Source organism: Pseudomonas sp. NFX5, from assembly GCF_049132125.1.
GTDB classification, from domain to species: domain Bacteria; phylum Pseudomonadota; class Gammaproteobacteria; order Pseudomonadales; family Pseudomonadaceae; genus Aquipseudomonas; species Aquipseudomonas marginalis.
In genome coordinates this window covers 107,543-131,934 of record NZ_JAFMZG010000031.1, presented here as the reverse complement: position 1 = coordinate 131,934, position 24,392 = coordinate 107,543, and the positions used below count along the sequence as shown (strand labels likewise).

Sequence of the window (24,392 nt, the reverse complement as noted above, 5' to 3'; positions counted from 1 at the left end):
ATGCGCCGCTTGTCATACAGGCCGGTCAACGGTGACCGCCGCGGCCACCTCCACGGTCATGATCGCCACCGCGTCCATGCCCGCCATTGTTCCAACGATCCCCCCAGCCCTGGTTCGGGTAAGGCCGGTAACCGGCCCTTGGCCCTGACGGGTAATAGCGAGGCGCCGGCTGGTAATAACGCGGTGCCGAGTAGTAACGCGGTGCCGGAGCGTAGTAACGCGGCGACGGGTAGTAATCACGGCGATATTGATACGCCGTGCCGCCGCCATAGTAATAAGCCGGCGCCGGTGAGGTGTAGACCTCGGAACGGTAGTAGCTCTGGCCTCCATCGTAGTAGGGCACACAAGCGGAAAGGGTCAGACCGAGTAAAGCGCTGAGCAGCAGTCGTCGATACATGGCGGCCTCCTGGACCGCGGAAGAGCACCTCCAGCGACGCTGGGGGGCGGCATTCAGCTTTCACTGAATGACGAAATATCTGACATCAAAAAACGAAACTGGTGCGTTTTCGCAATAGTTTGAAACATGTGTGTAACCGTCATGAACAGGGCTTTTTTGTACGAACTGAAACTTTCCGGATTTGCATGATGTCATTACGACATCGCACAATGCCAGGGAGGCTCTAGCGCGAGCTTCCTCCCCTCATACCCGGATTCCAGTCATGAAGATTTCAACCAAACTGCTGCTCTCATTTGTATTGTGCGCGTTCATCACCCTCGTCGTGGGCGCCTTGGGTATCAAGGGCGTGACACGGCTGGCTTCGGCGCTTGAACTGACCTTCTCGAACAACCTGGTCTCGGTGAGCAATACCGCCGCCACCCTCAATGGCATGGTCGCCCACAACCGTGGCCTGTATCGCCTGGTGGATGCCAGCAATGGCGATGTGGCCCAGCAGGACCGCGAACGCGTGCGCCAGGACATCGCCAACGAACTCAAACGCAGCCAGACCGCCTACGCCATTTATCGCGCCACACCGTTGGAAGATGACGAACGGGCAGCCGGCGACAAGTTCGACCAGATCTGGCCCACCTACGTCAGTAACTCCGAACGCATCATCGCGATGCTCGATGCCGGCCAGCTTGAGCAAGCCCGTACGCAGCTCAACACCAGTAACAATGAACTGTTCCGCCAGGCACGTGAGCTGATTCGCGTGATGGTCGACTCCAATAACCGCCAGATCAAGGAAGGCGCCGCCGCCGCCGACGATCTGCGCAACAGTGCGATGACCTGGATGATTGCCGGCATCGTGCTGGCCTTCATCATTGCAATCATCATTGGCGTGCTGATCACGCGGCTCATCACCCGCCCCATCGCACAGGCGGTGGAAGGCGCGCAGCGCATTGCCAAGGGTGACCTGACCCAAGCCATCGTTACCGAGCGCACCGACGAAGCCGGGCAACTGTTGATGGCGTTGTCGGATATGCAGGGCGGCCTGAAAAGCACCCTGGTGGAAATCGCCAACGCTTCCGACCAGCTCGCGTCAGCCGCCGAAGAGCTGAGCGCGGTCACCGACGAAAGCAGCCGCGGCCTGACCCGCCAGAACGACGAAATCCAGCAAGCCGCCACCGCCGTCAACCAGATGACCGCAGCGGTCGACGAAGTGGCGAGCAACGCCGTGTCGACCTCCGAGGCGTCGCGCCAGGCCACCGCCGAAGCCGAGGACGGTCGCCAGCAGGTGGAGCAGGCCGTGTCGGGCATGTCATCGATGGTGGTCGAGATCAACGATTCGACCCAATCGGTCGCCGACCTCGCCAACCAGGTGCGCGAAATCGGCAAGGTGATCGATGTGATCCGCGGCATTGCCGACCAGACCAACCTGCTGGCCCTCAATGCCGCCATCGAAGCTGCCCGAGCCGGTGAACAAGGCCGTGGTTTTGCCGTGGTGGCCGATGAGGTGCGCGCGCTGGCCCACCGCACCCAGACCTCCACGGTCGACATCGAGAAAATGATCGGTGAAGTCCAGGCCGGTGCCGATGGCGCCGTGGCCGCCATGAACAAAAGCCTGACCTGGGCCAACAACACCCAGACCCTGGCGCAAAATGCCGGTCAGGCGCTGGAGCGCATCACCGCCAGCGTGGCCAGCATCAACGAGCGCAACCTGGTGATCGCCTCGGCGTCCGAGGAACAGGCCCAGGTGGCCCGCGAAGTGGATCGCAACCTGCTCAACATCCAGGACCTGTCGACCCAGACCGCCGCCGGTGCGCACCAGACCAACGCCTCCAGCCAGGACCTGTCGCGCCTGGCCACCTCGTTCAATGTGCTGGTCAGCAAGTTCCAGCTGTAAGCGCCTCATAGCAGTGCGCCGACGCACCCGCGTGGCGCACAACGCCCTCTTCTACCCCCTCCTCTCCCGCCCGCCCGGCTGAACCGCCGGGCATCGAAGCCACTTGGCACGACTCTCGCTTTGTCTCTTGCGTGCAGGATTCATCACAGGTTCGCGGCACCACAATTTGCAATGGCCGACTAGGGTTCCGGCTCGCCGAAAGCGAGTGGCTGGTCCGAGAGTTGGCGACCTCCAGTTGAGGTTACACGGCGGGATAAAAGCCCGGGAGACAAGCCACCGTTCACGGTGCCGCGTTGCTCCTGCTCGCCCTTGATCAACTGGAGAAGACCCATGCCCTCAATCCGTTTACCCGCCCTGCTCGCCGTCGTCTTTGCCGCCGTGCTGAGCGTCCAGGCCCAAGCCGCCCCCAAAAAACACTTCAGCGTGTGCTGGACGATCTACGCCGGCTGGATGCCGTGGGAGTACGCCGGCAGCCAAGGCATCCTCGACAAGTGGGCGAAGAAGTACGGCATCACCATCGACATGGTGCAGCTCAACGACTACGTCGAATCCATCAACCAATACACCGCCGGCCAGTTCGACGGCTGCACCATGACCAACATGGACGCCCTGACCATCCCCGCCGCCGGTGGCGTGGACAGCACCGCGCTGGTGGTCAGCGACTTCTCCAACGGCAACGACGGCGTGGTGATCAAGGGCACCGGCAAGACCGTGGCCGACCTCAAGGGCATGAACGTCAACCTGGTGGAACTCTCGGTGTCCCACTACCTGCTGGCCCGCGCGCTGGAGTCGGCGGACTTGACGGAAAAAGACCTGAAGGTGGTCAACACCTCCGATGCCGACATCGCGGCGGCGTTCAACACCGACCAGGTCCAGGCCGTCACCACCTGGAACCCGATGCTTTCGGAGATCAAGGCCAAGCCTGGGGTGAGCCAGGTGTTCGACTCGAGCAAAGTGCCCGGCGAAATCATGGACATGATGGTGGTCAACACCCAGGTCCTCAAAGACAACCCCAAGCTGGGCAAAGCCCTCACCGGCGCCTGGTTCGAAGTGGTCGCGCTGATGAGCGCCAAGGGCCCCGCCAGCACCGCAGCCCTCGAACATATGGCCAAGGCCTCCGGCACGGACCTTGCGGGCTTCCAGTCGCAACTGGACACTACCAAGCTGTTCGCCACGCCCCAGGAAGCCCTGGCCTTCGCCATCAGTCCACAGTTGCCCGCCACCATGGGCAAAGTCGCCGAGTTCTCGTTTAAACACGGCCTGCTGGGTGAAGGCGCCAAGGACGCCAGCGCCGTGGGCATGCGCTTCGCCAACGGTGTGACCAGTGGCGACAAGGCCAACCTCAAGCTGCAGTTCGACCCCAGCTACGTACAGATGGCCGCCGACGGCAAGCTGTAAGAGGACCCGGCCATGCGCCTGATCAACCGTCACCCGGACCGTTCCAGCCGCCTGTTGCTGGTGCTGCTGCCGTTCGCCCTGCTGCTGTTCGCCTACTTCGTGGGCTCGGCCGAGCGCCTGGCGGACAACCCCAACGACAAGCTGCTGCCCGGTGCCGGGCAAATGCTTGACGCGGTAAAGCGCCTGGCCTTCAACGCCGACACCCGCACCGGCGAATACGTGCTGTGGCAGGACAGCGCCGCCAGCCTGCGGCGCCTCGCCATCGGCCTGGGCATCAGCGCCCTCGCCGGCCTGTGCCTGGGGATCGCCGCCGGCACGCTGCCGCTGTTTGGCGCGCCGTTGTCACCGTTGCTGACGGTGCTGTCGATGGTGCCACCGCTGGCGATCCTGCCGATCCTGTTCATCGTGTTCGGGCTGGGGGAATTGTCCAAGGTGATGCTGATCGTCATCGGCGTCACCCCGTGCCTGGCCCGAGACCTGGAACAGCGCGCGCGGGAAATTCCGGTCGAGCTGCTGGTGAAGGCGCAGACCCTCGGCGCCTCCACCTGGACCCTGATGCTGCGTGTGGTATTGCCGCAATTGCTGCCGCGTCTGTTGATCTCGCTGCGGTTGATGCTCGGCTCGGCGTGGTTGTTTTTGATCGCCGCCGAAGCCATCGCCTCCACCGACGGTTTGGGCTACCGGATCTTCCTGGTACGGCGCTACCTGGCGATGGACGTGATCCTGCCCTATGTGGTGTGGATCACCCTGCTCGCCTGGCTGATGGACTGGGGCCTCAAGGCCCTGACCCGGCGTGCGTTCCCCTGGTACGAAGGAGCGCGGGCATGAGTTTTATCAGCGTCAATAATGTGTGGCAGCGCTATGGCGATCAGGTGGTGCTCGAAGGTCTCAACCTGCAGGTCGCCGAGGGTGAATTCTGCACGCTGGTGGGCACGTCCGGCTGTGGCAAGTCGACTTTCCTGCGCCTGCTGCTGGGCCAGGAAAGCGCGAGCAAGGGCCAGATCCTGCTGGACGGCCAGGCCCTCGCCGCCGAGCCGGATGCCAGCCGTGGCGTGGTGTTCCAGCGCTACTCGGTGTTCCCACATCTGACTGTGCTCGACAACGTCGCCCTCGGCCTGGAACTGCCACGTTCTCGCCTGCTGGGCCGGCTGTTCGGTAAAGCCAAAAAGGACGCCCGGGAACAGGCTGCCGCGCTGTTGCACAAGGTCGGCCTCGGCCACGCCCTGGACAAGTACCCCGCGCAGCTCTCCGGCGGCATGCAACAACGCCTGGCCATCGCCCAGGCCCTGATCATGAAACCCCGCGTGTTGCTGCTGGACGAGCCCTTCGGCGCCCTCGACCCGGGCATTCGCAAGGACATGCACCAGCTGCTGCTGGCGCTGTGGCGCGAAACCCGGCTGACGGTGTTCATGGTCACCCATGACCTGAGCGAAGGCTTCAGCCTCGGCACGCGCCTGCTGGTGTTCGACAAGGTTCGCGTCGATCCCCACGCCCCCGGCGCCTACGGCGCGCGCATCACCTACGACATCCCTTTGAACAGCGAACGCCGCAAGGCGCTCGCCGCCGAACTTGGAGCCACGTCCAAATGACCGATTCCACCCAACTGTTCCCACCCTTTGCCGAAGAAATGCTGCCCGGCGGCGGCCACCGTTCGTTCGTGCTCAAGCGCGGCCAACTGCTGCGCCTGACCGACCTGCGCGGCGGCGCCAACGTCAGCCTGACCCTGCTCAACGCCAACGAAAAAACCGAGCGCCTGAACCTGCCCGACAGTCTCAAATGCCAACACACCGCCAAGCTCACCACCGGCCATTGCCTGTACTCGGACATGGGCCGCGTGCTGGCCGCGATCACCGCCGACACCTGCGGCTGGAGCGACAGCATCGGCGGCGTACTGTGCGCCGCCGAAGTCGCCGAGAAATACGGCCAGGGCCGCTACCAGGAACTGCGCAATGGCTTCTTCCGCAACGGCACCGACAACCTGTTGGTGGAGTTGGGCAAGTGGGGCCTGGGCCTGTCCGACCTGCTGATGACCCTCAACCTGTTCAGCAAAGTCACGGTGGACAGCGACGGAGGCCTGCACTTTGTACCGGGCCATTCCAAGGCCGGCGATTACATCGAGCTCTACGCGCCGATGGACACCCTGGTAGTGCTCACCGCGCTGCAACACCCCATGGACCCGAACCCGCAATACGCCCCGCAACCGCTGAAACTGAGCTGGATGAACGCCGACAAAAGCGTCGCCGAACACTGCCGCACCTCGCGCCCGGAAAACGAGCGCGGCTTTATCAACACCGACCGCCTGTTCGCCTGAGGAGCTGCCATGTCTATCGCACTGAAACAACCGGACGCGGCCGTTTACCGCGCAACCATCCCCGCCGGCGAACCGTGGCTGATGGAGGTCAAGGCCGGGCAGACCCTGCGCATCCTCGACCTGGAGGGCAACCAGGCCGTCGACACGTTGTTCTACAGCGTGAAAAACCCCCGTGAACGCTACGACGTGCAACGCACGTTGCGCCGGCAGAACAGCGTGTACCTGGGCACCGACAGCGTGCTGTATTCCAACCTCGGCCAGCCGATGCTGACCATCGTCGATGACACCTGCGGGCGCCACGACACCCTCGGCGGCGCCTGCGCCCAAGAGAGCAACACCGTGCGCTACGCCCTGGAAAAACGCTACATGCACAGCTGCCGCGACAACTACCTGCGCGCCTGTGCCCACGACGGCCGCCTGGGCAAAGGCGACATCGGGCCGAACATCAATTTCTTCATGAATGTGCCGGTGACGGCCGACGGCGGGCTGACCTTCGAAGACGGCATTTCCGCCCCCGGCAAGTACGTCGACCTGCGGGCGGAGATGGATGTGATCGTGCTGATCTCCAACTGCCCGCAGTTGAACAACCCATGCAACGCCTACAACCCCACCCCTGCGGAGCTGCTGGTATGGAACTGAAACTCAAGCGCCTGCGCCGTTGGCTGTTTGCCCTGTGCCAATCCCGAGCCGGGCAGTGCATCCGCAAACAATAACGCGCCAATCTGGGATCCACACTGACTGCACCCACTGCGGACGACCGCAGTGCTCCCCCACTTTGCGGGACGGCCCGCAGGGTTTTGCCATGTTCGAAAAACTGTTGATCGCCAACCGTGGCGCCATCGCCTGCCGCATCCTGCGTACCTTGCGCGAGCTGCAGGTCAAGGGCATCGCCGTGTACGCCGAGGCCGATGCGGCGAGCCTGCATATCCAGCAAGCCGACGAGGCCTACAGCCTCGGTGAAGGCGCAGCGGCCAGTACGTACCTGGCGGTGGACAAAATCCTCGCCACCGCCAAGGCCTGTGGGGCCAAGGCGATCCATCCCGGCTACGGCTTCCTGTCGGAGAACGCCGCGTTTGCCGAAGCCTGTGAAAACGCCGGCATCGCCTTTGTCGGGCCGACGCCGCAACAGCTGCGGGTATTTGGCCTCAAGCACACCGCCCGCGCCCTGGCCAAGCAACACAAGATCCCGCTGCTGGAAGGCACCGAACTGCTCGACAGCCTCGCCTCTGCGTTGCTGGCCGCCGACGCCGTGGGCTACCCGGTGATGCTCAAAAGCACCGCCGGCGGTGGCGGTATCGGCATGCGCGTATGCCGCAGCAGCGTGGAGTTGAGCAAGTCCTTCGAGGCGGTCAAACGCCTGGGGCAGAACAATTTCAGCGATGCCGGCGTGTTTATCGAGAAGTACATCGAGCACGCGCGCCACCTGGAAGTGCAGGTGTTCGGCGACGGCGCCGGTGAAGTGATCGCCCTCGGCGTGCGCGACTGCTCGGTGCAACGGCGCAACCAGAAAGTCCTCGAAGAAACCCCGGCGCCGAACCTGCCCGAAGGCATGGCCGAGGCCCTGTGCGCCGCCGCCATCACCCTGGCCAAGGCCGTGAACTACCGCAGCGCCGGCACCGTGGAATTTATCTATGACAGTGCTGACGGGCGCTTCTACTTCCTCGAAGTGAACACGCGCTTGCAGGTGGAACACGGCGTCACCGAACAGGTATGGGGCGTGGACCTGGTGCGCTGGATGGTGCAACTGGCGGCCGGGGAAATGCCGCCGCTGAACACACTCGAGTTAACCCCCCGGGGCCACGCGATCCAGGCGCGCCTGTATGCCGAAGACCCGGGCCGCGATTTCCAGCCCAGCCCCGGCTTGCTGACCCGTGTGGATTTCCCGCTGGCCGAGGGCCTGCGCATCGACACTTGGGTGGAAGCCGGCTGCGAGATCCCGCCGTACTTCGACCCGATGATCGCCAAGCTCATCACCTGGGCGCCCACCCGCGAACAGGCGCGCCTGGATCTGCACCGGGCGTTGAGTGACAGTCGGTTGTACGGCGTGGAAACCAACCGCGATTACCTGCGCCAAATCCTGCTGGCTCCGCCCTTTGCCAATGGCCGGCCGTGGACGCGGTGCCTGGAAGACCTGGTCTACGTGGCCGCCACGTTTGAAGTGATCAGCGCAGGCACGCAAACCAGTGTGCAGGACTATCCCGGCCGCCTCGGCTACTGGGCCGTGGGCGTGCCGCCGTCGGGGCCGATGGACAGCCGCGCGCTGCGCCTGGGCAATCGCCTGCTGGGCAACGAGGAGGGAGCAGCGGCGCTGGAAATCACCCTGAGCGGGCCGCTGCTGCGCTTCAATTGCGCGGCGGTGGTCGCCGTGACCGGCGCTGAAATCCCGCTGCGGTTGAATGATCAAGCCGTGCCAATGAACACCGCGTTGTTGATTGAGGCCGGGTCGGTCCTGAGCCTGGGCACCCTCGCCGGCGCCGGGGCGCGCAGTTACCTGTGCCTGCGTGGCGGGCTGCAAGTGCCGGACTATCTGGGCAGCAAAAGCACCTTCACCCTCGGCCAGTTTGGCGGGCATGGCGGGCGCGCCTTGCGGGCGGGCGATGTGTTGCATCTGTTGCCGTTGGAAGACCGGAACGCCGGGCAACAATCAGTCGCTGAACCGCTGCCGGAGGTCCGCACACTGCGGGTGATTTACGGCCCCCACGGCGCACCGGAATACTTCCTGCCGGCGTACATCGACACGTTCTTCGCCACGCAGTGGGAAGTGCATTTCAACTCCAGCCGCACCGGTGTTCGGCTGATCGGGCCCAAGCCATTGTGGGCGCGTACCGATGGCGGTGAAGCGGGGCTGCATCCATCGAACATCCATGACAACCCCTATGCCATCGGCGCGGTGGATTTCACCGGTGACATGCCGGTGATCCTGGGACCGGACGGGCCGAGCCTGGGCGGTTTCGTGTGCCCGGTGACGGTGATCGAGGCGGACCTTTGGCAACTCGGCCAGCTCAAGGCCGGTGACAAGGTTCGCTTTGAACCGGTGGACCTCAAGACCGCCCGCGACCTTGCCCTGAACTGGGATCAAAAGAATGCCGAAACCCTGTGGGAGCAGAGCTTGCTCGCGATGGGACCAACTCGGTCAGCCGCCCGCATCGAGCAATTGGCATCCCCCATCATCCTGGACATCGGCCACGCCGACACCCGCCTGGTCGCGCGCCTCGCCGGCGACACCCACCTGCTGCTGGAAATCGGCGCGCCGGAGCTGGACCTGGTGCTGCGCTTTCGCGCCCATGCCCTGATGCAGGCCCTGGAAACCCGAGCGCTGAAGGGCGTGATCGACCTGACGCCCGGGATCCGCTCGTTGCAGATCCACTACCAGCCGGAACAACTGCCCCTCGCCGACCTGATCGCACTGATCAGCCACGAGTGGACCGCCGTGTGCACCCGGCAAAACCTGCAAGTGCCCTCGCGCATCGTGCACCTGCCGCTGTCCTGGGACGACCCGGCGTGCCAACTGGCCATCGAAAAATACATGACCACCGTGCGCAAGGACGCCCCGTGGTGCCCGAGCAACCTGGAATTCATCCGTCGCATCAACGACCTGGCCAACCTCGATGAAGTGCGCCACACCGTGTTCGACGCCAGCTACCTGGTGATGGGCCTGGGCGACGTCTACCTCGGCGCGCCGGTGGCTACGCCGCTGGACCCGCGTCATCGCCTGGTGACCACCAAATACAACCCGGCCCGCACCTGGACCGCCGAAAATTCGGTGGGCATCGGCGGCGCGTATTTGTGCGTGTACGGCATGGAAGGGCCCGGCGGTTATCAGTTTGTCGGGCGCACCTTGCAGATGTGGAACCGCTATCGCGAAGTGGCGGCGTTTGACGGCAAGCCGTGGCTGCTGCGCTTCTTCGATCAGATTCGGTTCTATCCCGTGAGCGCGGATGAGCTGGTACGGATTCGTCGGGATTTCCCCCTGGGACGCTTCGAGCTGGATATCGAGGAGAGCACCCTGAACCTGGCGGATTACCAGGCATTTCTTGCGCGGGAAGCCTCGGGGATCAGTGCTTTTCGTGAACAACAGCAACAGGCGTTCAATGCCGAGCGTGAGCGCTGGATCGTCAGCGGCCAGGCGCATTTCGACAGCGAAGAGCTCGCGGCGCCAGCGGCGCAAGACACGCTGCTCAAGGCCAATGAATACAGCATCGACAGCCCTATCGCCGGCAACCTCTGGCAGGTGCCGGTGGCCGTGGGTGCGCGGGTTGCCGCCGGGGATGTGCTAGTGATTCTGGAGTCGATGAAAATGGAGATCCCGGTGCTGGCGCCCTTTGCCGGGGTGGTGCGGGAAATCCCGGTGCAGCCGGGCAGCGGCATTGGCGCCGGCCAACGGGTCGTGGTGCTGGAACGGGACTGACCGGCGCTGTATCGTGCAGGGACTTCCGAGGCCCTGCCCCACCGACCATGACCACGCCAACCCTTTGCCCCGCCTGCGGGGCCCGCAACGATTGCACCCTGGCCGACCCACGCACCGCCGACCAGCCGTGCTGGTGCTACAGCGTCACCATCGACCCGGCGGTGCTTGAAGCGCTGCCCGATGCATTGCGCAACACAGCCTGCCTGTGCCCGCGCTGTGCTCAGGTGGATGAGCAGCTTCGCAATGCGCGTTGACCGTTTCCTCAGCAACCTGCCGCGTTTCAATCGCCAGCAAGTGCGCGTGTTGCTGGTGGAGCGGCGGGTGAAGGTGGATGGCGTGGCAGTCAGCGACCCTCATCATGAAGTGCGCGAATTCAGCCGCGTGTGCGTGGACGATGACGTACTGCAGGTGGGCAAAGCGGCGCGCTATTTCATGCTGCACAAACCCCAGGGCTGCGTCAGCGCGACCTCAGACCCGCAACACCCGACCGTCCTGGACCTGCTGGATGAGCCGGACAAAGACGAGCTGCATATCGCCGGCCGCCTGGATTTCAACACCACCGGCCTGATGCTGATCACCAACGACGGCCAGTGGTCGCGGCGCCTGACGCAACCGCAGACCAAGTTGCCCAAGGTCTATCGGGTAGAGACGGAGCAGGACATCGGCCCCGAATACGCGGCAACCTTTGCAGCGGGCCTTTATTTCGCCTTTGAAGACCTGACCACGCAACCGGCCGAGCTGGAGCTGATGGGGCCACGCCTGGCCCGGCTGAGCATCATCGAAGGCCGCTATCACCAGGTGAAGCGCATGTTCGGGCACTTCAACAACAAAGTGATCGGCCTGCACCGTGAGCGAATGGGCCCATTTCGCTTGGATGCGGCCCTGGCGCCCGGCAAGTACCGGGCGCTGTCCGAGGAAGAAATCCGACAGGTCTGACGACCGTTCGGCCGGTGATGGCAAAAACCCATTTGCGCGACTTGCGGCATCCCCGGTCTACTGCTTGAATCAAACCGTCAGCCAAATTATGACTGGCGAGTCGCCTATAACCTCCAAGAAACACCTTGCCCCGCCCGCGCTTGATCTACGGGCCTCCCAGGCAAACAGCCCGCCCTAACAACAGCCGTCGGCCAGCCGTCATCGGACCGACATGGGCTCTCATCTTCCAGGCGTATGCCTACCTGTCATAAAGCTCGTGCAGAGTGATCTGCGCGCCCTACCCGCTTGCCAGGAGTCTTACGACATGAGGCCAGAAATCGCTGTGTTGGATATACAGGGTCAGTATCGGGTTTACACGGAGTTCTACCGCGCGGATGCTGCTGAAAAGACCATCATCCTGGTCAACGGCTCGCTGGCCACCACGGCCTCCTTCGCCCAAACCGTGAAAAGCCTGTACCCGCAATTCAATGTGGTTTTGTACGACCAGCCCTACGCCGGTCGCTCCAAAATCCATAACCGTCATGAGCAAATGCTGACGAAGGAAGTCGAAGGCCAGATCCTCCTGGAGCTTATCGACCACTTCGCCGCCGAGCACGTGCTGTCCTTCTCCTGGGGCGGCGCCGCCACCCTGGTGGCCCTCGCCCAGCGGCCACGGCGTGTGGAAAAGGCCGTGATCAGCTCGTTCTCGCCGGTGATCAACGCGCCGATGCGCGACTACCTCGAGCGTGGCGTCGACTACCTCGGCAACCTCGACCGCGACCGCGTCGGGCACTTGATCAACAGTACCATCGGCAAACACCTGCCGTCGCTGTTCAAGCGTTTCAACTACAAGCATGTGAGCAGCCTGGCCGAGCACGAATACGGGCAGATGCATTTTCACATCAGCCAGGTACTGCACAACGACCGCCTGTGCTACCTCAAGGCCGCGCGGCAGATCGATGTGCCGGTGCTGTTTTTGAACGGCGAATGGGACGAATACACCAGCGCCGAGGATGCCAGGCAGTTCGGGCAGTACGTGACGAAGAGCAGCTTCAGCACCATCCAGGCGACGGGGCACTTCCTGGATATGGAGCACAAGGCCGCCTGCCGGGACAGCCGGGACGCGGTGGTGGGCTTTTTGAAACCGGAACGGCAAGCCAGCCGATTGCGTTATCACCAGGGCCAGACGCAGCATGCATTCGCCATCTGAAATGAAGGCTTGCCGTGGCGAACGGACGTGCTCGCCACGGCAAGCTGCACAAATTCCGAAGAAAAACTTCAAATCCCGGCGCACATCTGGTACAAAGTCAGCCGCTCTGAGCGGGTGTCGTATAATGGCATTACTCCAGCTTCCCAAGCTGATAACGAGGGTTCGATTCCCTTCACCCGCTCCACTCAGACATAGATTCCACGCCGGCAGGATTTTGGCGGGGGATGCATAAAAAAACCGGTCCTTGGTGGCCGGTTTTTTTATGGGCTTTCCAGAATCAGCTTTATTGGGGGACGCCTCTACTTATTCTTCCTGCTCACCAGCAACTCAAGCCACCGCCCGGAATCCTTTGATCAGAGTTGCAGTGGACAATATTAGACGCCTAGGATTATTCGTTGACGCCACGAAACCCAACTTAGCCTGGTAATAACTTGCAGCTCTCTGATCTTTAGCATCCACGACTACAAACGCTACGCCCGATTGTTTGGACACCGTATAAACCCGCCTGAAGAAGTCGGACATGAGCCGCTGGCCAAGCCCCACGCCCTGCCTGCTTTTATCAATCGCCAAACGACTCAAAAGCACTGCCGGCATGGGGTATCCGGGCATCCGCTTTTTTTGGTCTTCACTCAGTTCGTCAACCGCAACAGATGCATTCGCCAAAGCATAGTAGCCGAGCAAAATGCCCCTTTCGATGTACATGAATGTTCGAGAAACGTTGCGCTTTTCGTCTTGCCCTGCGTGCTGGGCGATATAAGCGTTTAGCGCTGGGTGAACTTCACAATCGAAAGCAGAACGGTCAATAGACTTGTTAAAATTGACGGTAATGAAATCCATTGAGAGGCCTTAGCGCAAGGCGAGCAATTTTTGCAGAGCCTCTGTCGGCTCTGGTGGCGTATCCAACAGTTGGTGTGCGGTACCGGCATCAAGCACAGTGACGCCGTAAAGGTCCAAATCAAAAGCCATTTCTTCATGCGCGACAGAGCGTACAGCCAGCGCTGCTACAACTTTCTTGAGCTCTGCCAGCTCGCGTTCCACACTCGAAAGATGCGTAGCACGCATTGAACGAGTCTTAAGCCCACTGGTGCGACTGAACGCACTACTTGCCAGGCTTTTCGAGGCATGTCGCTCAACCACCGCGTCGGCGTCTGACAAAGCAGCCGACACCTTGTCGGCGGTCAGCTGCGTGCTTTTTGGTTGAACCGGTTTGTTCACGATGCATCCCTCTGTATTCGTGAATCCTAGCACATTGGACTTTACGCCTATCCTCAGGCCTTGCCTCTCGGACTTGCCCCGACTGAGTGAGATAGAACGCGATACGCCTCCATGTTCACTTCGAACGATTTCGTCCATCTGCCACAGACTTTGCGCCAAACGATCAAATAAGACTTTTTCCACCACTTCTCTCCCCTCTGGTGCTCTGTAAGGCCTGCTCAACCCATTCTCATTTGATCTATGGGGTAGCTTTTTTCGGGACACCAGCACACTCCAAATGCCCTGCATACAGCTGCGGTCAAGCGCGGATAGTCGCTGGCAAACCATAAGTACCTCGTCCAACACGCACAACACCGACGCTTCCGATGATTGCGTAGGCAATGCCCGAAATTTCAACATCCCTCGCGCACTCAAAAACATGTACAAACAATGAATTATGTACAAGTATCAGGCCCAAGCGTTGGCATCGCGCCTCGCACGCTCAAGGAGCCTGGTCATGACGCGTCTATGGGTTTCACTGTTGCTGGCATTGAGTGTGAGCAGCTGCGCCAATGTGGGTGTCGACCACTACGCCGACCAGCAACCGAAACTGGACCTGGAGCGCTTCTTCAGTAAACCGGTGAAAGCCTGGGGCATCTTCCAGAAGCGTTCGGGGGAAGTGGCCAAGCGCTTTGAGGTCGATATTGCCAGCCGGCGCGAGGGCAACGCGTTGATTCTGGATGAGCGTTTCTTGTACAGCGATGGCACGCGCCAGCAACGAGTGTGGACACTGACGCCGGACGGCCCAGGACGCTGGCGCGGACGAGCCGGGGATGTGGTGGGCGAGGCGATCGGCGAAGTGGCGGGTAATGCGCTGCGTTGGCGCTACCGGCTCAACCTGCCGGTGGATGGCTCGGTGTACGAAGTCAGCTTTGACGATTGGATGTACCTGATGGACGAGGACACCTTGATCAACCGCTCGAGCATGTCCAAGTTCGGTGTCGAGTGGGGTCAGGTCACGCTGTTCTTTCGTCGCCAATGAGCCACGAGCGAGGGTCAATCATGAATATGCAAATGCTGGCCGAGCTGGCCGGGAAAGGCGAAATACGTGAGCTGGAGTTGCTGTCCCTGGAGGGTGGTTTCTATATCGCTCGCGTCAGGCTGGAGCACATCGAGGCGACGTTACTGGACGATCAGGGCAAGCCGATGCGCATCGGGTCCACCACGCATTTACGCGACCTGTTGCAGCGGGTTCCGCCGTTTCCTTGCGTACTGGTGCAACACTGCGTTCACGATGAAATGTGCGGTACGCGTGAAGGGCCTATCGGTGCGTTGCGCATTCCGTTTTCGCTGGCGGCGACACTGTAAATCCTGGCTCCCCTCCCCCGTGGTATGGGCGGCCTGGGAAGGCAAGCCGTTTACACCGTACGGGTGACCTACGCGGCTCGGTCCACGCGGTCCTGAACAGCCTCGACCAGCAGCAGGCCCAGTTCAATCATCTGCTGAATGGCCAGGGCCAGGTAGCGCTGTTGAGAGGGCAGGCTTTCGACGAACTCGTGGGTCATGGCACCTGCACCGGCGATGGTTTCGTAGGCGTTGGCGAGCAGCGCTTGAGTGTCGATTTCGGGACGGACGCTGAACAGTTTTACGGATGGATTGCATGAGTCAGTACACATCTGTTGATCCTCGTTAGGGACCGCATACCAGAGCTACTAAACAATGGGTGGCGGCTGTACGCAGGTTAGTAGACCGGCGAATCAACGAAACCGGCGCGCCCGAAGACGCCCTGCGTGCAGCCACCATAAGAGCAGCTGTACGCCGTTGATCGTATCGGGCTACTAAACCCGACCGCTGATGGGCAGCGGCTGACGAACCTTAAAGAGGCCGTCCAAGGCGCACAACTCGGACGAGTCTGATCGTTGTGTAGGCAATGCCGCAAGGTTCAGACTCATGCTCGAAGCGTGAAGAAATCGAAGCTTTTGGCAACAAATAGCCGTTGAAGAACGTTTGAATTCAACCTACCACTCACATCATTGTCCATGGCCCCAGCCCACCAGAAATGCATACGCAGGTTTGATCATGACTCAGCCATTGACCGCTTTCGATATTGTTGACCTGCTCGACAGCCAGGAAGCCATCCACGAATACCTTTCTCAGGTGATTGCAGAGGGTGATAAATCAGAGTTCCTAAGGGCTGTCGATTTTGCGGCCAAAGCCCGTGAGAAAATCCGGGCAGAACTGGCGATGGTTGAGTCCAGCCGAGAACCTCAGCCGTTCGACTCCGTGGCATTTAAGCAAAAAATTCCAAGTACCCGAGAGTGAGCCTTTTAAGCCTCAACCCCACTCCTCTGCACCACCCACGCCAACGGCAACGTCACACCCAACATCCCCGCCAACACCATCACCGCCACCGGCACGCCGAGCACATCCCCCACTGCACCAAACACCACCGGCGCCAGCGCGCCACCCCCAATCGTGCCGGTGTAGAACAGCGCAAACGCCTGCTCGCGCTTGCCCGCGCCGGCAAGGTCGGGCACGGCGCCGTACAGTACCGAGGAGGTGCCATTAAGCACCAGGCCCAAGAGCGGCAGCATCACCATCAACCCGCTGAGCGGCAGGTACACCGCCGCGACGATCAGCACTGCAGTGCTGGTTTCCGTGATCCACACGGTCTTCATCATGCCGATGCGCGCGCCGAGGTAGCCGCAGAACAGTTTGCCGAAGGCACCACCGATGAACAGCAAGGTGAGGGCGAGGCCGATGCCAGCAGTACCGGCGCCTTTGGCTTGCAGCAGGAACGGCAGGAAAGTGAGAAATCCCATGCGCACGGCGCTGTCGAGGGTGCCGGTGAGGATCAGCGCGCGCAGGCCCGTGGCGGAGGCGCTACCCCTGAGGGACTTGGCTTTTTTTGTGGCGGTGGATTCGGATGCTTGAGCAGGAATCAGCCACCACAACAGCCCCGCCGCCGCCAGGCCAAGCAGGCCCAGCAACGTGGCGCTGGCCCGCCAACTGATGACGGTGAGCAGCAGCCCGACCAGACCAGGAATCAAGGTTTTGCCGATATCGCCGGAGAAGTTGTACTGGGACAGCGCCTGCTTGATCCCACCGCCGTCCTCGTAGGCGTCGGTGATCATCGACGAGGCCAATGGGTGCTGGGTGCTGGCGCCCAGGCCGCCGAGCAGCAGCGCCACCAGCAACACGCTCAGCCCTGTAGCCTGCCCCACCAACAAGTAGGCAGTACCCGCCAGCGCCGTGCCGCCCACCAGCATCGGTGTGCGGCCCCAGCGTCTGGCGGCGCGGCTGGCCAGCAATTGGAACACGGCCATCACCCCGGAATAGGCACCACGCAGCAGGCCGATCTGGGCGTAGGACAAGGCGAACTGAGCCTGCCAGACAGGCAGCAAAACGTAGATCACATCAGTGAGCCCATCATGCACGGCATGGGCGCTGCAACCGGCGCACAAGGCGCGACGGCGCGTCGATGATTCGGGCGAAGGCACAGCGACTGTGTCGTTCATGGTGCAGGAATCAGCTCAGGTTTAAGAGGCTTCCAGCCGGTCAAGGCGATCAACAAGGTCAGCAGCTGGAAACCGATGATCAGCACCACGCAACCGGCCCAGCCCCAACGTTCCCAGATCAGCGCCGGGACAATGGCGCCACCACTGCCGCCCAGGTAATAACAGGTGAGATACACACCGACAGCGCCCGTCTTGTTATCGCCCGCGGTAGCGGTGATAAACCCATTGGCGGCCGCTTGGGCGAGGAACACACCGGTGGAACTGAACGCCAGGCCGACTACGATGCACCAGAGGGAGGGCATCAGGGTCAACGCCGAACCACTGACGCCCAGCACGGCGGCGACACCCAGCAGTTGGGCATGGGGCCGGGCTTTGCTGAGGCGTCCAGCGATGGGGATCACGATCAACGCCAACAGGAACACCATGTACAGCGTCCCCAACGCCGCAGGCCCGAGGTTGAACGGCGGCAGGCCCAAGTACAAACCTGCGTAGGTAAACGCCGCGACTTGCGAAAACAACACGCAGAAACCTACGGCGTATGCGGCCAACAGCGGCTGGCGAAATACACCTGACGAGGAGGCTTTAACCTGCACGGTCCGCGGGCGGTTGGCCGGCAACAGAAACTGGATGAATCCGCCGACCATCAAGCTCAACACTGCGAGCACTTCAAAGGCCTCACGCCAGCCCACATACTCGGTCATGACTCCGGTGACGAAGCGCCCGGCGAACCCGCCCAACACGGTGCCCGCGACGTAGAGACTCGTCACCTCCGTGACCGTGCCGCCGTGCCAGCGGTCGCCGATGTAGGCCACGCTGGTGGCGAACAGTACCGGGATCAGCATGCCCTCGACAAAGCGCCACACCAGCACTTCGGCAAAGCTGTCGGCATAAGCGGTCATCAATGCCGGCACCGCCAGCAGCACAGCGGCCACCGAGATCACCGTGCGTTGTGCAAAACGTCCGGTCAGGCGACTGACGAAAGGTGCCGTGATCGCCACCGCCAGGGTGGTGACGGTGATGCTCCAGCCCGCCTCCTTGGCACTGATATGAAAGTGCGCGGCAAACGTCTGGAGGATGCTTTGGGTCGCATAGAGGTTGAGAAACGCCGCGCAGCCACACAGGAACAGGGCAAGGCGGGCACAATGCAGGCGCGGTTTCATGAAACCTCTCGTTTTATTTTGAAAGGTCTTTATAGAATGGCCGGCGGGTCTTAAACCAATACCGAATTCCGACCGATTGATACCCAAGGATCAGGATGCTCGACCTACGCAAGCTGCGTTACTTTCTGACCGTCGCCGAAGAATTGCACTTCGGTCGCGCGGCCCTGCGCCTGCACCTCGCCCAGCCGCCTTTGACCCGGCATATTTCAGCGCTGGAGGCAGAGTTGGGTTTCAAGCTGTTCGATCGCACCAGCCGCACCGTGACCCTCACCGCACAGGGACGCTCGTTCTTGCCCTATGCACGTGGCGTGTTGGAACAGGTGGAGTTGGCTCAGGTGATTGCCGGGAAGTTGGCAGCAGGGACAGCGGGTCAACTGGCCTTGGGCTACGTCAGCTCGATTGCCCTGTCGGACCTGTTCAGCCAATCGATCCAGGCCTTCGCCCAACGCTTTCCCGATGTGCAACTGACCCTGGTGGAATGCGCCTCCGGCAGTCTCGGTGCGCAAGTGGCCGATGGACGGCTGGATATTGGGTTGAGCCGGCTGTTGCCACAAAACGACGCAGTGCAAACGCTGTCGTTGGGCGAGGAACCCTTGGTGGCAGCGGTGTCGAGTGACAGCCCGTTGGCCTGCCAGGCCGACATCAGCCTGGCGCAGCTCAGTGCCTATCCTTTGATTCTGTTTCCAGCCGATTACGGCTCGGGGCTGAACCAGTCCATCGAGCAGCTTTACCGCCACCATGGCGTGCCCCTGCATGCCGGACCGACCGGACGGCAGATCACTTCGATCATTGCACTGGTGGCCGCCGGGCAAGGGGTGGCGCTGGTACCGGCCTGTACCCGGAGTTTGATGAACAAAGGCGTGACTTATCGGCCTTTGGTGGAGGCGGATGCGTGTGCGCAGTTGTTGGTGTTGACGCCGACCGAAAGACACAGTGTGTTGATTGACGCGTTTCTTGCCGTTATAGGAGAGGCATTACACATCCGGCAATGACCCGAAAAACCTCGCAATACCTCCCCACAGCGCCGATCCCACTGGCTTTTACACTGCATTCACCACCTGCCGAAATACCGGCCATCGAAGACTGGTAGGTAGAGTGTTGATAATTTATTTTCAGTGGTTATAGTCACCACCAACACACACCACAAGGAGGTGCTGTGGATAGCCGATACTTGATAGGTCACATCGTCGCAGACGGCTGGTACCTGGTGCGCATCAGAGGCAGTCATCACCACTTCAAGCACCCGACGAAGCCTGGCTTGGTGACGATCCCCCATCCAAAGAAAGACCTGTTGGACAAGACCGCCAAGAGCATTTTGAAACAAGCTCTGTTGAGTTAATCGTCCCTGGAGGACAACGAACATGCTGTACCCCATCGCAATTTCAACCGGTGACCACGATCACGCCTGGGGCGTGGAAGTCCCGGATATTCCCGGTTGCTACTCTGCCGGCGACGACCTGGACGACGCCATGGCCATGGCGCGCGAAGCCATCGAAGGGCACTTCGAAATCCTCGCGGAAGACGGCGCGCCGATCCCGAGCGCCCAGAAGGTCACCGTGCATGCCGCCAACCCTCAGTACGCCGGCTGCACTTGGGCGGTTGTAGACATCGATGTCACCAAGTACCTGGGCAAGGCGCAAAAACTCAACATCACGTTGCCGGGCTACCTGCTCAACCGCATCGATGAATACGTACTGCACCACCCGGAGGAAAAAAGCCGCTCCGGCTTCCTCGCGTCGGCGGCGCTCAAGGTGCTGCAACAGGATCGGTAGCTGCAACGGGAGCAAAGTCTGAATGCGGCACTGCATCCATAGCGTGATGATGTCGCTTCATTGAGCTTGCGGCCCCAGGGTTATTGCCATGATTGAACCCAAACAACCCACATCCACACCTGTTCTGCGCCAAGTACTCGGCTGGGTGCTGGTGTTGCCACTGCTGGTCGCGCTGGTGCGACTTCCGTACCCCTTGGGGCTGGGGCTGGCGCTCGGATCCATCGCCGCATCCGTCTACGGCGTAGTGTTTGCCAGGCGCCATGCCAGCCGAGGCGTCACCGCATTCGCTGCAATCGTCACGCTGTTCAATCTGATTTCCCTGGTCGCCATCGGGGAGGCCTCAGTCATCATGGGGCTCTACAGGATTTCCTGGTTCTACTGGTACCCGTACTATTCCAACTGGGTTTACTGGAATGTCCAGGGCCAGTGAGAATTCCACCGCAAGAAACGTAGTGTTCAGTCCGGCGGATGGCAATACCGTAGGCCTGTAGCGTTTAACAACTGCCCCTCGAGGAGCCCGCTCATGTCTTACGAATACAAGCTCATGCCCTCCCCTGTCGGTGAGCTCACCCTGGTGGCGCGCGATGGCAAGCTCAGTGCCATCCTGTGGGAAGTCGAGCGCGCCAACCGTGTGCGCCTGGGTCAATTGCACGAAGCCAACGACAGCCCGGTGCTGTTGGAAACCGAGCGCCAGTTGAAGGAGTACTTTGCGGGGACTCGCCACACATTCGACCTGGAACTGGATTTCACCGGTACCGCCTTTCAGAAGCAGGTCTGGCAGGCGCTGCTGACTATTCCTTTTGGCGAAACCCGCAGCTACAGCCAGATCGCCCGGCAAATTGGCAACCCGAAAGCCGTACGAGCCGTGGGCGCCGCCAATGGGCGTAATCCCATCTCGATCATTGCGCCGTGCCATCGAGTGATTGGTGCCTCGGGCACCTTGACCGGGTTTGCCGGAGGACTCGACGCCAAGCAGTATCTGTTGACGCTTGAGGACTGCAGCCAGGTGAAAATGAGCTTCTGATCAGGCAATTGCAACCGGCCCTCGAGTAAAAGCCTGGTAATCGAATAAGCCTTCGAAACCCAGCTTGCGATACAGCGAGATCCCCTCCATCGTCGCTTCAAGAAAACAGCGCCGGGCCCCCAGGCTTGCAGCGTGAAGCAGGGCGGCTTGAAGCAATCGCGTGCCATAACCTCTTGCGCGAAAATCCACGAGCGTGCCGAAATCGCTAAGCCGTGCCTCTCCATTCCACATGGATAAAGTCAACGAACACCTCACCTGCCCCTCGGTGGAAAGGATGAAGTGGTAAAGCGATTGGCCCGTTTCAAGGGCCCGCTGGTGCCGGGCCTGATAACGTGCAACACCCTCGGGCGCCATCGAAAACGCATTGCCAAGGGGAACTGCCCAGTGGGCCAGGTTCCGAGTCAAGCTGATCTGCACCGAGCGGTCATCCGTAGATAAAACAAAACCCGACAGATCGAGGACCATCGCAGTGGTCTTTTCGGCAGGCTGAAAGCCCAGCCCGATGAGGGCCTCGGCTACCGCACCGACCTTTTCCTCATGAATCACGACGCGCGTATCCAGGAAAATACGACGAAGCAGGTCCAGGGGCGCTGTCATAGCCCCCCCCAGCGGGGCACTGCCGACCCGGATAAACAACAGGTTCCACGGGTCGAAATATTCGCCGGTAAAGTAAGCGTTGATACAGGCGTTGTAGCGGCGATGCAGCGAGCACGTCGCGGCGAAATAATGATCTTCGGTCTGGTGATAAAGCGTAGGCAGGTCGCAGGCGGTATCAGCGTGCATGGGAATTTCCGCATAAAAACCCAGTCTTGCGCCTATCGCTGCAGAGCGCCGTAGGCTCACTCCTAAGAACCGTGCAGAAAACGCACGATGTTGCTCACACCCTAAGTTGTAAAAAGAAATTTCAGAGCGTGCCTGCGGTCAGTATTTTCATCACTCACCTTTAAGGAAAACGGTCATGAAATTCTCTGCAGTCTCACAATCCCTGTCCCGTTGGGCAGGCAGTGCCCGGACGTTCTATGCGGCGGTCGCGTTGATTTTCCTGTGGAGCTTGAGCGGTCCGTACTTCCACTACAACGACACCTGGCAGTTGATCATCAACACCTCGACCACCATCATCACCTTCCTGATGGTGTTCCTGATCCAGAACACCCAAAACCGCGATAACGACATCCTGCACATCAAGATCGATGAACTGCTGCGGGTCTCCAAGGATGCGCAGAACGCCGTGCTGAGCCTGGACGGCCTGGACCGCAAGGAACTGGAAAAACTGCGCCAGGAATACCGCAGCATCGGCAACACCGGCACCGTCAGCCTGAACAGCAGCTGTGGCCACGCGGCCGACGATGCGGCCCCGAACAAGACCGATCTGAACCAGGCATAAAAAAACGGCGGTTGGACATGATCCAACCGCCGTTTTTTATATCAAGCGAAAGGCTCAACCGTCGCCTTGATGGCCCTTACCGTAGGTCGAGGCCAGGGCTCGGGCCTTTTGCAGACGTTCTTCCAGCTTGGGCAGCGTCTCATCCACCAGTGCCTTGATTTCCGGCACATCCGAGGCCGCCCCTTCGCGCTTGAACAGGGCAATGGCGTCTTCGTTTTCCTTCACTTGCTGCGCGGTGTAGGCCGCGTCGAAGGAGTCGCCGTCCTTGAGTTCGGGCATCAGGGTTTCGGCCTTGTCGACGATCTTCTCCCGTGGGGCCACGGGCAGGTCAAGCTTCTTGGCGATCGCCGCCAAATGCTGGTTGGCCAGGGTGCGCTCGTTGATCACCTCGATGGTGTAGTCCTTGATTTCCTGGGACGAGGTCTTGGCGTGGGCCATGCGACTGGTTTCGATATCGGCCATGCCTTTGGCCGAAGCCTGCTCGATGAATTCAGCAGGCGACTGGGCGAAAGCATTGCTGGCGCCGAGGCCCAGCAGCATCGCGAAACTGGCGGTGCGTAACCGGATAGCCATGCGGCTCATGATGGGTTCCTCCAGGGCAAAAATAAGTGCGGGGAAAGACACCTCGCCCTGAATTCGAATTTTCAGGGCGGCAAAGGTTTAGAAAAAACTTGCCCGTGCGACGAACGGTCGTGCCCAGTCAGGCCGGTTTGCTGCCGAACAGGCCTGGCAGCGCATGGGCCAGGGCATTGATGGCGAAGCCGATAAACATCACGCCGCAAAGCCTGGTGATGAGGATTTCGTGGCGCTGATACACCGTGCGCACCCGCTGGGCACCGACCACGCCGATCAGGATCGCGTAGGCCAACAGGCCACCGACGAAGCTCAGGAAGATCAACGCCGGCAGCATCGACCAGGTCAGCAATTCGGCGCGGCTGGACAGCAATGCAGTAAATGTCGCCACGGCCACCGGATACGCCTTGGGGTTGGTCAAGCCGAACAGGATGCCGTGCCAGAACGGATGCCGCGCCGCGCCCTGGGGGGCTTCACTGCTGCGACGCTGGGTACGAATCGCGCGCCAGCCGAGCCAGAACAGGTACAGCCCACTGAGCACGCCGAGCACATCGAACGCGCTGCTGCCGACTTCCCGCGCGCCCACAATCGCGATCAGCGCCGTACTGCACCACAGCACATCGCCGAGCAAGTGCCCGCACAGAAACCCCGCCCCGGCACGACGCCCCCGGGCGGCGCCGATGCCAAACACCGCCAATACGCCGGGGCCAGGCGTAATACCGTAGATAAAACCCGAAGCGAGGACGGCGAGCAGCAAGGAGGGGGTCATGGGCGCGACTCTGACAAAACGTAGGAAGGTGGACGGATTCTGCACGTTCCTGCGCTATGGGTAAAACCGCATTCCCGCATAGGGATTGTCGCGGCAAGCCAACAGACGCGAAGCCAGGTCGCCGACATGGGCTTCGAGCTTATGGCCGTCGGGATCAAGGAAATAGAACGAAGCGCCTTCGCTGCGATTGTCGCGCCACGCTTGCACCTTTGCGGCGCGCAGACGCGAGACCAGCGCAGCGAAATCACTCGCAGCGACAGTGAACCCATAGTGGGTGTAATCGGCCGACGGCTTCGAGTCGCGCAGCGGATCAAGGGACAGGCATAGCCATAGGCCCGGCAATGACAAATAGGCGCCGGTGTCCCAGGTGGCGTCGAGCTTGAGTTGCAACAACTCATGGTAAAAGGTGACGCTGCGACTCACGTCGGTGACGGCCAGGGTCAAGTGGTTGAAGCCTGAGAACATGTTTTTTCC

29 protein-coding genes, 1 tRNA gene and 1 riboswitch are annotated in these 24,392 nt (G+C 61.2%); of the genes, 20 read left to right on the top strand and 10 right to left on the bottom strand.

The genetic code is table 11. From position 1 onward, the window contains the following. Nucleotides 1-25 precede the first annotated feature (25 nt). Nucleotides 26-397 carry a hypothetical protein gene (locus J1N02_RS21140; protein ID WP_081744398.1) on the bottom strand — a complete coding sequence of 124 codons (372 nt, stop codon included), beginning with the start codon at nucleotides 395-397 and terminating at the stop codon, nucleotides 26-28. Nucleotides 398-659: 262 nt separating this feature from the next. Between J1N02_RS21140 and J1N02_RS21135 the strand changes: the two genes are divergently transcribed. The 11 genes from J1N02_RS21135 to J1N02_RS21085 all read left to right on the top strand — a co-directional run bounded on the left by J1N02_RS21135 (nucleotide 660) and on the right by J1N02_RS21085 (nucleotide 12,708). After that, on the top strand, nucleotides 660-2,282 hold the full coding sequence (locus J1N02_RS21135) for a methyl-accepting chemotaxis protein (protein WP_027604333.1): 1,623 nt from the start codon (nucleotides 660-662) through the stop codon (nucleotides 2,280-2,282). Between the two features lie 168 nt (nucleotides 2,283-2,450). After that, a riboswitch (guanidine-I (ykkC/yxkD leader) is annotated at nucleotides 2,451-2,552 on the top strand. Between the two features lie 60 nt (nucleotides 2,553-2,612). Beyond that, nucleotides 2,613-3,680, top strand: coding sequence for a putative urea ABC transporter substrate-binding protein (locus J1N02_RS21130; protein WP_092356557.1), 1,068 nt, complete (start codon nucleotides 2,613-2,615; stop codon nucleotides 3,678-3,680). 12 nt (nucleotides 3,681-3,692) lie between these two features. Beyond that, complete coding sequence (locus J1N02_RS21125) at nucleotides 3,693-4,508, top strand: ABC transporter permease (RefSeq protein WP_027604335.1); 816 nt, start codon at nucleotides 3,693-3,695, stop codon at nucleotides 4,506-4,508. Further along, the gene (locus J1N02_RS21120; protein WP_092356554.1) at nucleotides 4,505-5,269 is read left to right on the top strand and encodes an ABC transporter ATP-binding protein; all 765 of its coding nucleotides are present in this window, start codon (nucleotides 4,505-4,507) and stop codon (nucleotides 5,267-5,269) included. The genes J1N02_RS21125 and J1N02_RS21120 overlap by 4 nt, the downstream gene beginning before the upstream one ends. Next, nucleotides 5,266-5,991: an urea amidolyase associated protein UAAP1 gene (locus tag J1N02_RS21115; RefSeq protein ID WP_027604337.1), complete on the top strand. Its 726-nt coding sequence runs from the start codon at nucleotides 5,266-5,268 to the stop codon at nucleotides 5,989-5,991. Before J1N02_RS21120 ends, J1N02_RS21115 begins: the two co-directional genes overlap by 4 nt. Nucleotides 5,992-6,000: 9 nt before the next feature. Then, on the top strand, nucleotides 6,001-6,630 hold the full coding sequence (locus J1N02_RS21110) for an urea amidolyase associated protein UAAP2 (protein ID WP_421147687.1): 630 nt from the start codon (nucleotides 6,001-6,003) through the stop codon (nucleotides 6,628-6,630). Nucleotides 6,631-6,793: 163 nt separating this feature from the next. Beyond that, entirely contained in the window at nucleotides 6,794-10,399 is a 3,606-nt protein-coding gene (gene uca, locus J1N02_RS21105) for an urea carboxylase (protein WP_421147686.1), read from the top strand. 47 nt (nucleotides 10,400-10,446) lie between these two features. Next, the gene (locus tag J1N02_RS21100) at nucleotides 10,447-10,653 is read left to right on the top strand and encodes a cysteine-rich CWC family protein (RefSeq protein WP_065938870.1); all 207 of its coding nucleotides are present in this window, start codon (nucleotides 10,447-10,449) and stop codon (nucleotides 10,651-10,653) included. Then, nucleotides 10,643-11,335, top strand: coding sequence for a 16S rRNA pseudouridine(516) synthase (locus J1N02_RS21095; RefSeq protein WP_421147685.1), 693 nt, complete (start codon nucleotides 10,643-10,645; stop codon nucleotides 11,333-11,335). Before J1N02_RS21100 ends, J1N02_RS21095 begins: the two co-directional genes overlap by 11 nt. Nucleotides 11,336-11,639: 304 nt before the next feature. Next, nucleotides 11,640-12,524 (top strand): alpha/beta fold hydrolase, encoded by an 885-nt coding sequence (locus tag J1N02_RS21090; RefSeq protein ID WP_027604342.1) that lies wholly within the window; start codon nucleotides 11,640-11,642, stop codon nucleotides 12,522-12,524. Between the two features lie 110 nt (nucleotides 12,525-12,634). Further along, nucleotides 12,635-12,708: transfer RNA gene (locus tag J1N02_RS21085), tRNA-Gly, on the top strand. A 143-nt stretch (nucleotides 12,709-12,851) separates the two neighbouring features. Here the strand turns inward: J1N02_RS21085 and J1N02_RS21080 are convergent. Next, nucleotides 12,852-13,361, bottom strand: coding sequence for a GNAT family N-acetyltransferase (locus tag J1N02_RS21080; protein WP_092356545.1), 510 nt, complete (start codon nucleotides 13,359-13,361; stop codon nucleotides 12,852-12,854). Nucleotides 13,362-13,370: 9 nt separating this feature from the next. Beyond that, the gene (locus J1N02_RS21075; protein WP_133822129.1) at nucleotides 13,371-13,739 is read right to left on the bottom strand and encodes a hypothetical protein; all 369 of its coding nucleotides are present in this window, start codon (nucleotides 13,737-13,739) and stop codon (nucleotides 13,371-13,373) included. A gap of 496 nt (nucleotides 13,740-14,235) precedes the next feature. On the opposite strand from J1N02_RS21075, the gene J1N02_RS21070 reads away from it, so the two are divergent. Then, complete coding sequence (locus J1N02_RS21070) at nucleotides 14,236-14,760, top strand: DUF3833 domain-containing protein (protein ID WP_027604345.1); 525 nt, start codon at nucleotides 14,236-14,238, stop codon at nucleotides 14,758-14,760. 20 nt (nucleotides 14,761-14,780) lie between these two features. Next, complete coding sequence (locus J1N02_RS21065; RefSeq protein WP_092356542.1) at nucleotides 14,781-15,086, top strand: DUF6482 family protein; 306 nt, start codon at nucleotides 14,781-14,783, stop codon at nucleotides 15,084-15,086. Between the two features lie 68 nt (nucleotides 15,087-15,154). Here the strand turns inward: J1N02_RS21065 and J1N02_RS21060 are convergent, their stop codons facing one another. Beyond that, the gene (locus J1N02_RS21060) at nucleotides 15,155-15,394 is read right to left on the bottom strand and encodes a DUF6124 family protein (protein WP_027604347.1); all 240 of its coding nucleotides are present in this window, start codon (nucleotides 15,392-15,394) and stop codon (nucleotides 15,155-15,157) included. A 403-nt stretch (nucleotides 15,395-15,797) separates the two neighbouring features. Between J1N02_RS21060 and J1N02_RS21055 the strand changes: the two genes are divergently transcribed. Beyond that, a complete protein-coding gene (locus J1N02_RS21055; protein ID WP_051429321.1) occupies nucleotides 15,798-16,040 on the top strand; it encodes a DNA-binding protein in 243 nt (80 codons plus the stop codon). Between the two features lie 5 nt (nucleotides 16,041-16,045). Here J1N02_RS21055 and J1N02_RS21050 read toward each other — a convergent pair whose 3' ends face one another. Both J1N02_RS21050 and J1N02_RS21045 read right to left on the bottom strand, forming a co-directional pair. Next, nucleotides 16,046-17,236 carry an MFS transporter gene (locus J1N02_RS21050; RefSeq protein ID WP_098480225.1) on the bottom strand — a complete coding sequence of 397 codons (1,191 nt, stop codon included), beginning with the start codon at nucleotides 17,234-17,236 and terminating at the stop codon, nucleotides 16,046-16,048. Next, nucleotides 17,233-18,396: an MFS transporter gene (locus J1N02_RS21045; protein WP_368961174.1), complete on the bottom strand. Its 1,164-nt coding sequence runs from the start codon at nucleotides 18,394-18,396 to the stop codon at nucleotides 17,233-17,235. The genes J1N02_RS21050 and J1N02_RS21045 overlap by 4 nt, the downstream gene beginning before the upstream one ends. Before the next feature lie 95 nt (nucleotides 18,397-18,491). Here J1N02_RS21045 and J1N02_RS21040 point away from each other — a divergent pair, with 95 nt between their 5' ends. The 5 genes from J1N02_RS21040 to J1N02_RS21020 all read left to right on the top strand — a co-directional run bounded on the left by J1N02_RS21040 (nucleotide 18,492) and on the right by J1N02_RS21020 (nucleotide 21,192). After that, nucleotides 18,492-19,388: a LysR family transcriptional regulator gene (locus tag J1N02_RS21040; RefSeq protein ID WP_027604350.1), complete on the top strand. Its 897-nt coding sequence runs from the start codon at nucleotides 18,492-18,494 to the stop codon at nucleotides 19,386-19,388. A 164-nt stretch (nucleotides 19,389-19,552) separates the two neighbouring features. Then, nucleotides 19,553-19,735: a type II toxin-antitoxin system HicA family toxin gene (locus J1N02_RS21035; protein WP_003189411.1), complete on the top strand. Its 183-nt coding sequence runs from the start codon at nucleotides 19,553-19,555 to the stop codon at nucleotides 19,733-19,735. A 22-nt stretch (nucleotides 19,736-19,757) separates the two neighbouring features. Beyond that, complete coding sequence (locus J1N02_RS21030; RefSeq protein ID WP_027604351.1) at nucleotides 19,758-20,168, top strand: type II toxin-antitoxin system HicB family antitoxin; 411 nt, start codon at nucleotides 19,758-19,760, stop codon at nucleotides 20,166-20,168. An 88-nt stretch (nucleotides 20,169-20,256) separates the two neighbouring features. Next, the gene (locus J1N02_RS21025; protein ID WP_027604352.1) at nucleotides 20,257-20,598 is read left to right on the top strand and encodes a hypothetical protein; all 342 of its coding nucleotides are present in this window, start codon (nucleotides 20,257-20,259) and stop codon (nucleotides 20,596-20,598) included. A gap of 93 nt (nucleotides 20,599-20,691) precedes the next feature. After that, nucleotides 20,692-21,192, top strand: a complete 501-nt coding sequence (locus tag J1N02_RS21020) for a methylated-DNA--[protein]-cysteine S-methyltransferase (protein ID WP_027604353.1) — start codon at nucleotides 20,692-20,694, stop codon at nucleotides 21,190-21,192. Here J1N02_RS21020 and J1N02_RS21015 read toward each other — a convergent pair whose 3' ends face one another. After that, nucleotides 21,193-21,975: a GNAT family N-acetyltransferase gene (locus J1N02_RS21015; protein ID WP_027604354.1), complete on the bottom strand. Its 783-nt coding sequence runs from the start codon at nucleotides 21,973-21,975 to the stop codon at nucleotides 21,193-21,195. It abuts the gene before it with no gap. Nucleotides 21,976-22,150: 175 nt separating this feature from the next. Between J1N02_RS21015 and J1N02_RS21010 the strand changes: the two genes are divergently transcribed. After that, on the top strand, nucleotides 22,151-22,576 hold the full coding sequence (locus J1N02_RS21010; RefSeq protein ID WP_027604355.1) for a low affinity iron permease family protein: 426 nt from the start codon (nucleotides 22,151-22,153) through the stop codon (nucleotides 22,574-22,576). A gap of 54 nt (nucleotides 22,577-22,630) precedes the next feature. Here J1N02_RS21010 and J1N02_RS21005 read toward each other — a convergent pair whose 3' ends face one another. The 3 genes from J1N02_RS21005 to fos all read right to left on the bottom strand — a co-directional run bounded on the left by J1N02_RS21005 (nucleotide 22,631) and on the right by fos (nucleotide 24,383). Further along, nucleotides 22,631-23,158 carry a DUF4142 domain-containing protein gene (locus J1N02_RS21005; RefSeq protein ID WP_027604356.1) on the bottom strand — a complete coding sequence of 176 codons (528 nt, stop codon included), beginning with the start codon at nucleotides 23,156-23,158 and terminating at the stop codon, nucleotides 22,631-22,633. Nucleotides 23,159-23,276: 118 nt separating this feature from the next. Further along, nucleotides 23,277-23,918: a LysE family translocator gene (locus J1N02_RS21000; RefSeq protein ID WP_027604357.1), complete on the bottom strand. Its 642-nt coding sequence runs from the start codon at nucleotides 23,916-23,918 to the stop codon at nucleotides 23,277-23,279. A gap of 54 nt (nucleotides 23,919-23,972) precedes the next feature. After that, on the bottom strand, nucleotides 23,973-24,383 hold the full coding sequence (gene fos, locus J1N02_RS20995; protein WP_368961180.1) for a fosfomycin resistance glutathione transferase: 411 nt from the start codon (nucleotides 24,381-24,383) through the stop codon (nucleotides 23,973-23,975). Nucleotides 24,384-24,392: the final 9 nt, after the last annotated feature.

Excerpts from the sequence above, each read along its gene's own strand:
- J1N02_RS21050 (WP_098480225.1), bottom strand. The coding sequence starts at position 17,236 with ATGAACGACACAGTCGCTGTGCCTTCGCCCGAATCATCGACGCGCCGT.
- J1N02_RS21020 (WP_027604353.1), top strand. The coding sequence starts at position 20,692 with ATGTCTTACGAATACAAGCTCATGCCCTCCCCTGTCGGTGAGCTCACC.
- J1N02_RS21060 (WP_027604347.1), bottom strand. The coding sequence starts at position 15,394 with ATGTGTACTGACTCATGCAATCCATCCGTAAAACTGTTCAGCGTCCGT.
- J1N02_RS21100 (WP_065938870.1), top strand. The coding sequence starts at position 10,447 with ATGACCACGCCAACCCTTTGCCCCGCCTGCGGGGCCCGCAACGATTGC.
- J1N02_RS21055 (WP_051429321.1), top strand. The coding sequence starts at position 15,798 with ATGACTCAGCCATTGACCGCTTTCGATATTGTTGACCTGCTCGACAGC.
- J1N02_RS21025 (WP_027604352.1), top strand. The coding sequence starts at position 20,257 with ATGATTGAACCCAAACAACCCACATCCACACCTGTTCTGCGCCAAGTA.
- J1N02_RS21110 (WP_421147687.1), top strand. The coding sequence starts at position 6,001 with ATGTCTATCGCACTGAAACAACCGGACGCGGCCGTTTACCGCGCAACC.
- J1N02_RS21095 (WP_421147685.1), top strand. The coding sequence starts at position 10,643 with ATGCGCGTTGACCGTTTCCTCAGCAACCTGCCGCGTTTCAATCGCCAG.
- J1N02_RS21040 (WP_027604350.1), top strand. The coding sequence starts at position 18,492 with ATGCTCGACCTACGCAAGCTGCGTTACTTTCTGACCGTCGCCGAAGAA.
- J1N02_RS21070 (WP_027604345.1), top strand. The coding sequence starts at position 14,236 with ATGACGCGTCTATGGGTTTCACTGTTGCTGGCATTGAGTGTGAGCAGC.
- J1N02_RS21000 (WP_027604357.1), bottom strand. The coding sequence starts at position 23,918 with ATGACCCCCTCCTTGCTGCTCGCCGTCCTCGCTTCGGGTTTTATCTAC.
- J1N02_RS21010 (WP_027604355.1), top strand. The coding sequence starts at position 22,151 with ATGAAATTCTCTGCAGTCTCACAATCCCTGTCCCGTTGGGCAGGCAGT.
- J1N02_RS21030 (WP_027604351.1), top strand. The coding sequence starts at position 19,758 with ATGCTGTACCCCATCGCAATTTCAACCGGTGACCACGATCACGCCTGG.
- fos (WP_368961180.1), bottom strand. The coding sequence starts at position 24,383 with ATGTTCTCAGGCTTCAACCACTTGACCCTGGCCGTCACCGACGTGAGT.
- J1N02_RS21005 (WP_027604356.1), bottom strand. The coding sequence starts at position 23,158 with ATGAGCCGCATGGCTATCCGGTTACGCACCGCCAGTTTCGCGATGCTG.
- J1N02_RS21130 (WP_092356557.1), top strand. The coding sequence starts at position 2,613 with ATGCCCTCAATCCGTTTACCCGCCCTGCTCGCCGTCGTCTTTGCCGCC.
- J1N02_RS21120 (WP_092356554.1), top strand. The coding sequence starts at position 4,505 with ATGAGTTTTATCAGCGTCAATAATGTGTGGCAGCGCTATGGCGATCAG.
- J1N02_RS21125 (WP_027604335.1), top strand. The coding sequence starts at position 3,693 with ATGCGCCTGATCAACCGTCACCCGGACCGTTCCAGCCGCCTGTTGCTG.
- J1N02_RS21135 (WP_027604333.1), top strand. The coding sequence starts at position 660 with ATGAAGATTTCAACCAAACTGCTGCTCTCATTTGTATTGTGCGCGTTC.
- J1N02_RS21045 (WP_368961174.1), bottom strand. The coding sequence starts at position 18,396 with ATGAAACCGCGCCTGCATTGTGCCCGCCTTGCCCTGTTCCTGTGTGGC.
- J1N02_RS21115 (WP_027604337.1), top strand. The coding sequence starts at position 5,266 with ATGACCGATTCCACCCAACTGTTCCCACCCTTTGCCGAAGAAATGCTG.
- J1N02_RS21065 (WP_092356542.1), top strand. The coding sequence starts at position 14,781 with ATGAATATGCAAATGCTGGCCGAGCTGGCCGGGAAAGGCGAAATACGT.
- J1N02_RS21140 (WP_081744398.1), bottom strand. The coding sequence starts at position 397 with ATGTATCGACGACTGCTGCTCAGCGCTTTACTCGGTCTGACCCTTTCC.
- J1N02_RS21090 (WP_027604342.1), top strand. The coding sequence starts at position 11,640 with ATGAGGCCAGAAATCGCTGTGTTGGATATACAGGGTCAGTATCGGGTT.
- J1N02_RS21080 (WP_092356545.1), bottom strand. The coding sequence starts at position 13,361 with ATGGATTTCATTACCGTCAATTTTAACAAGTCTATTGACCGTTCTGCT.
- J1N02_RS21015 (WP_027604354.1), bottom strand. The coding sequence starts at position 21,975 with ATGCACGCTGATACCGCCTGCGACCTGCCTACGCTTTATCACCAGACC.
- uca (WP_421147686.1), top strand. The coding sequence starts at position 6,794 with ATGTTCGAAAAACTGTTGATCGCCAACCGTGGCGCCATCGCCTGCCGC.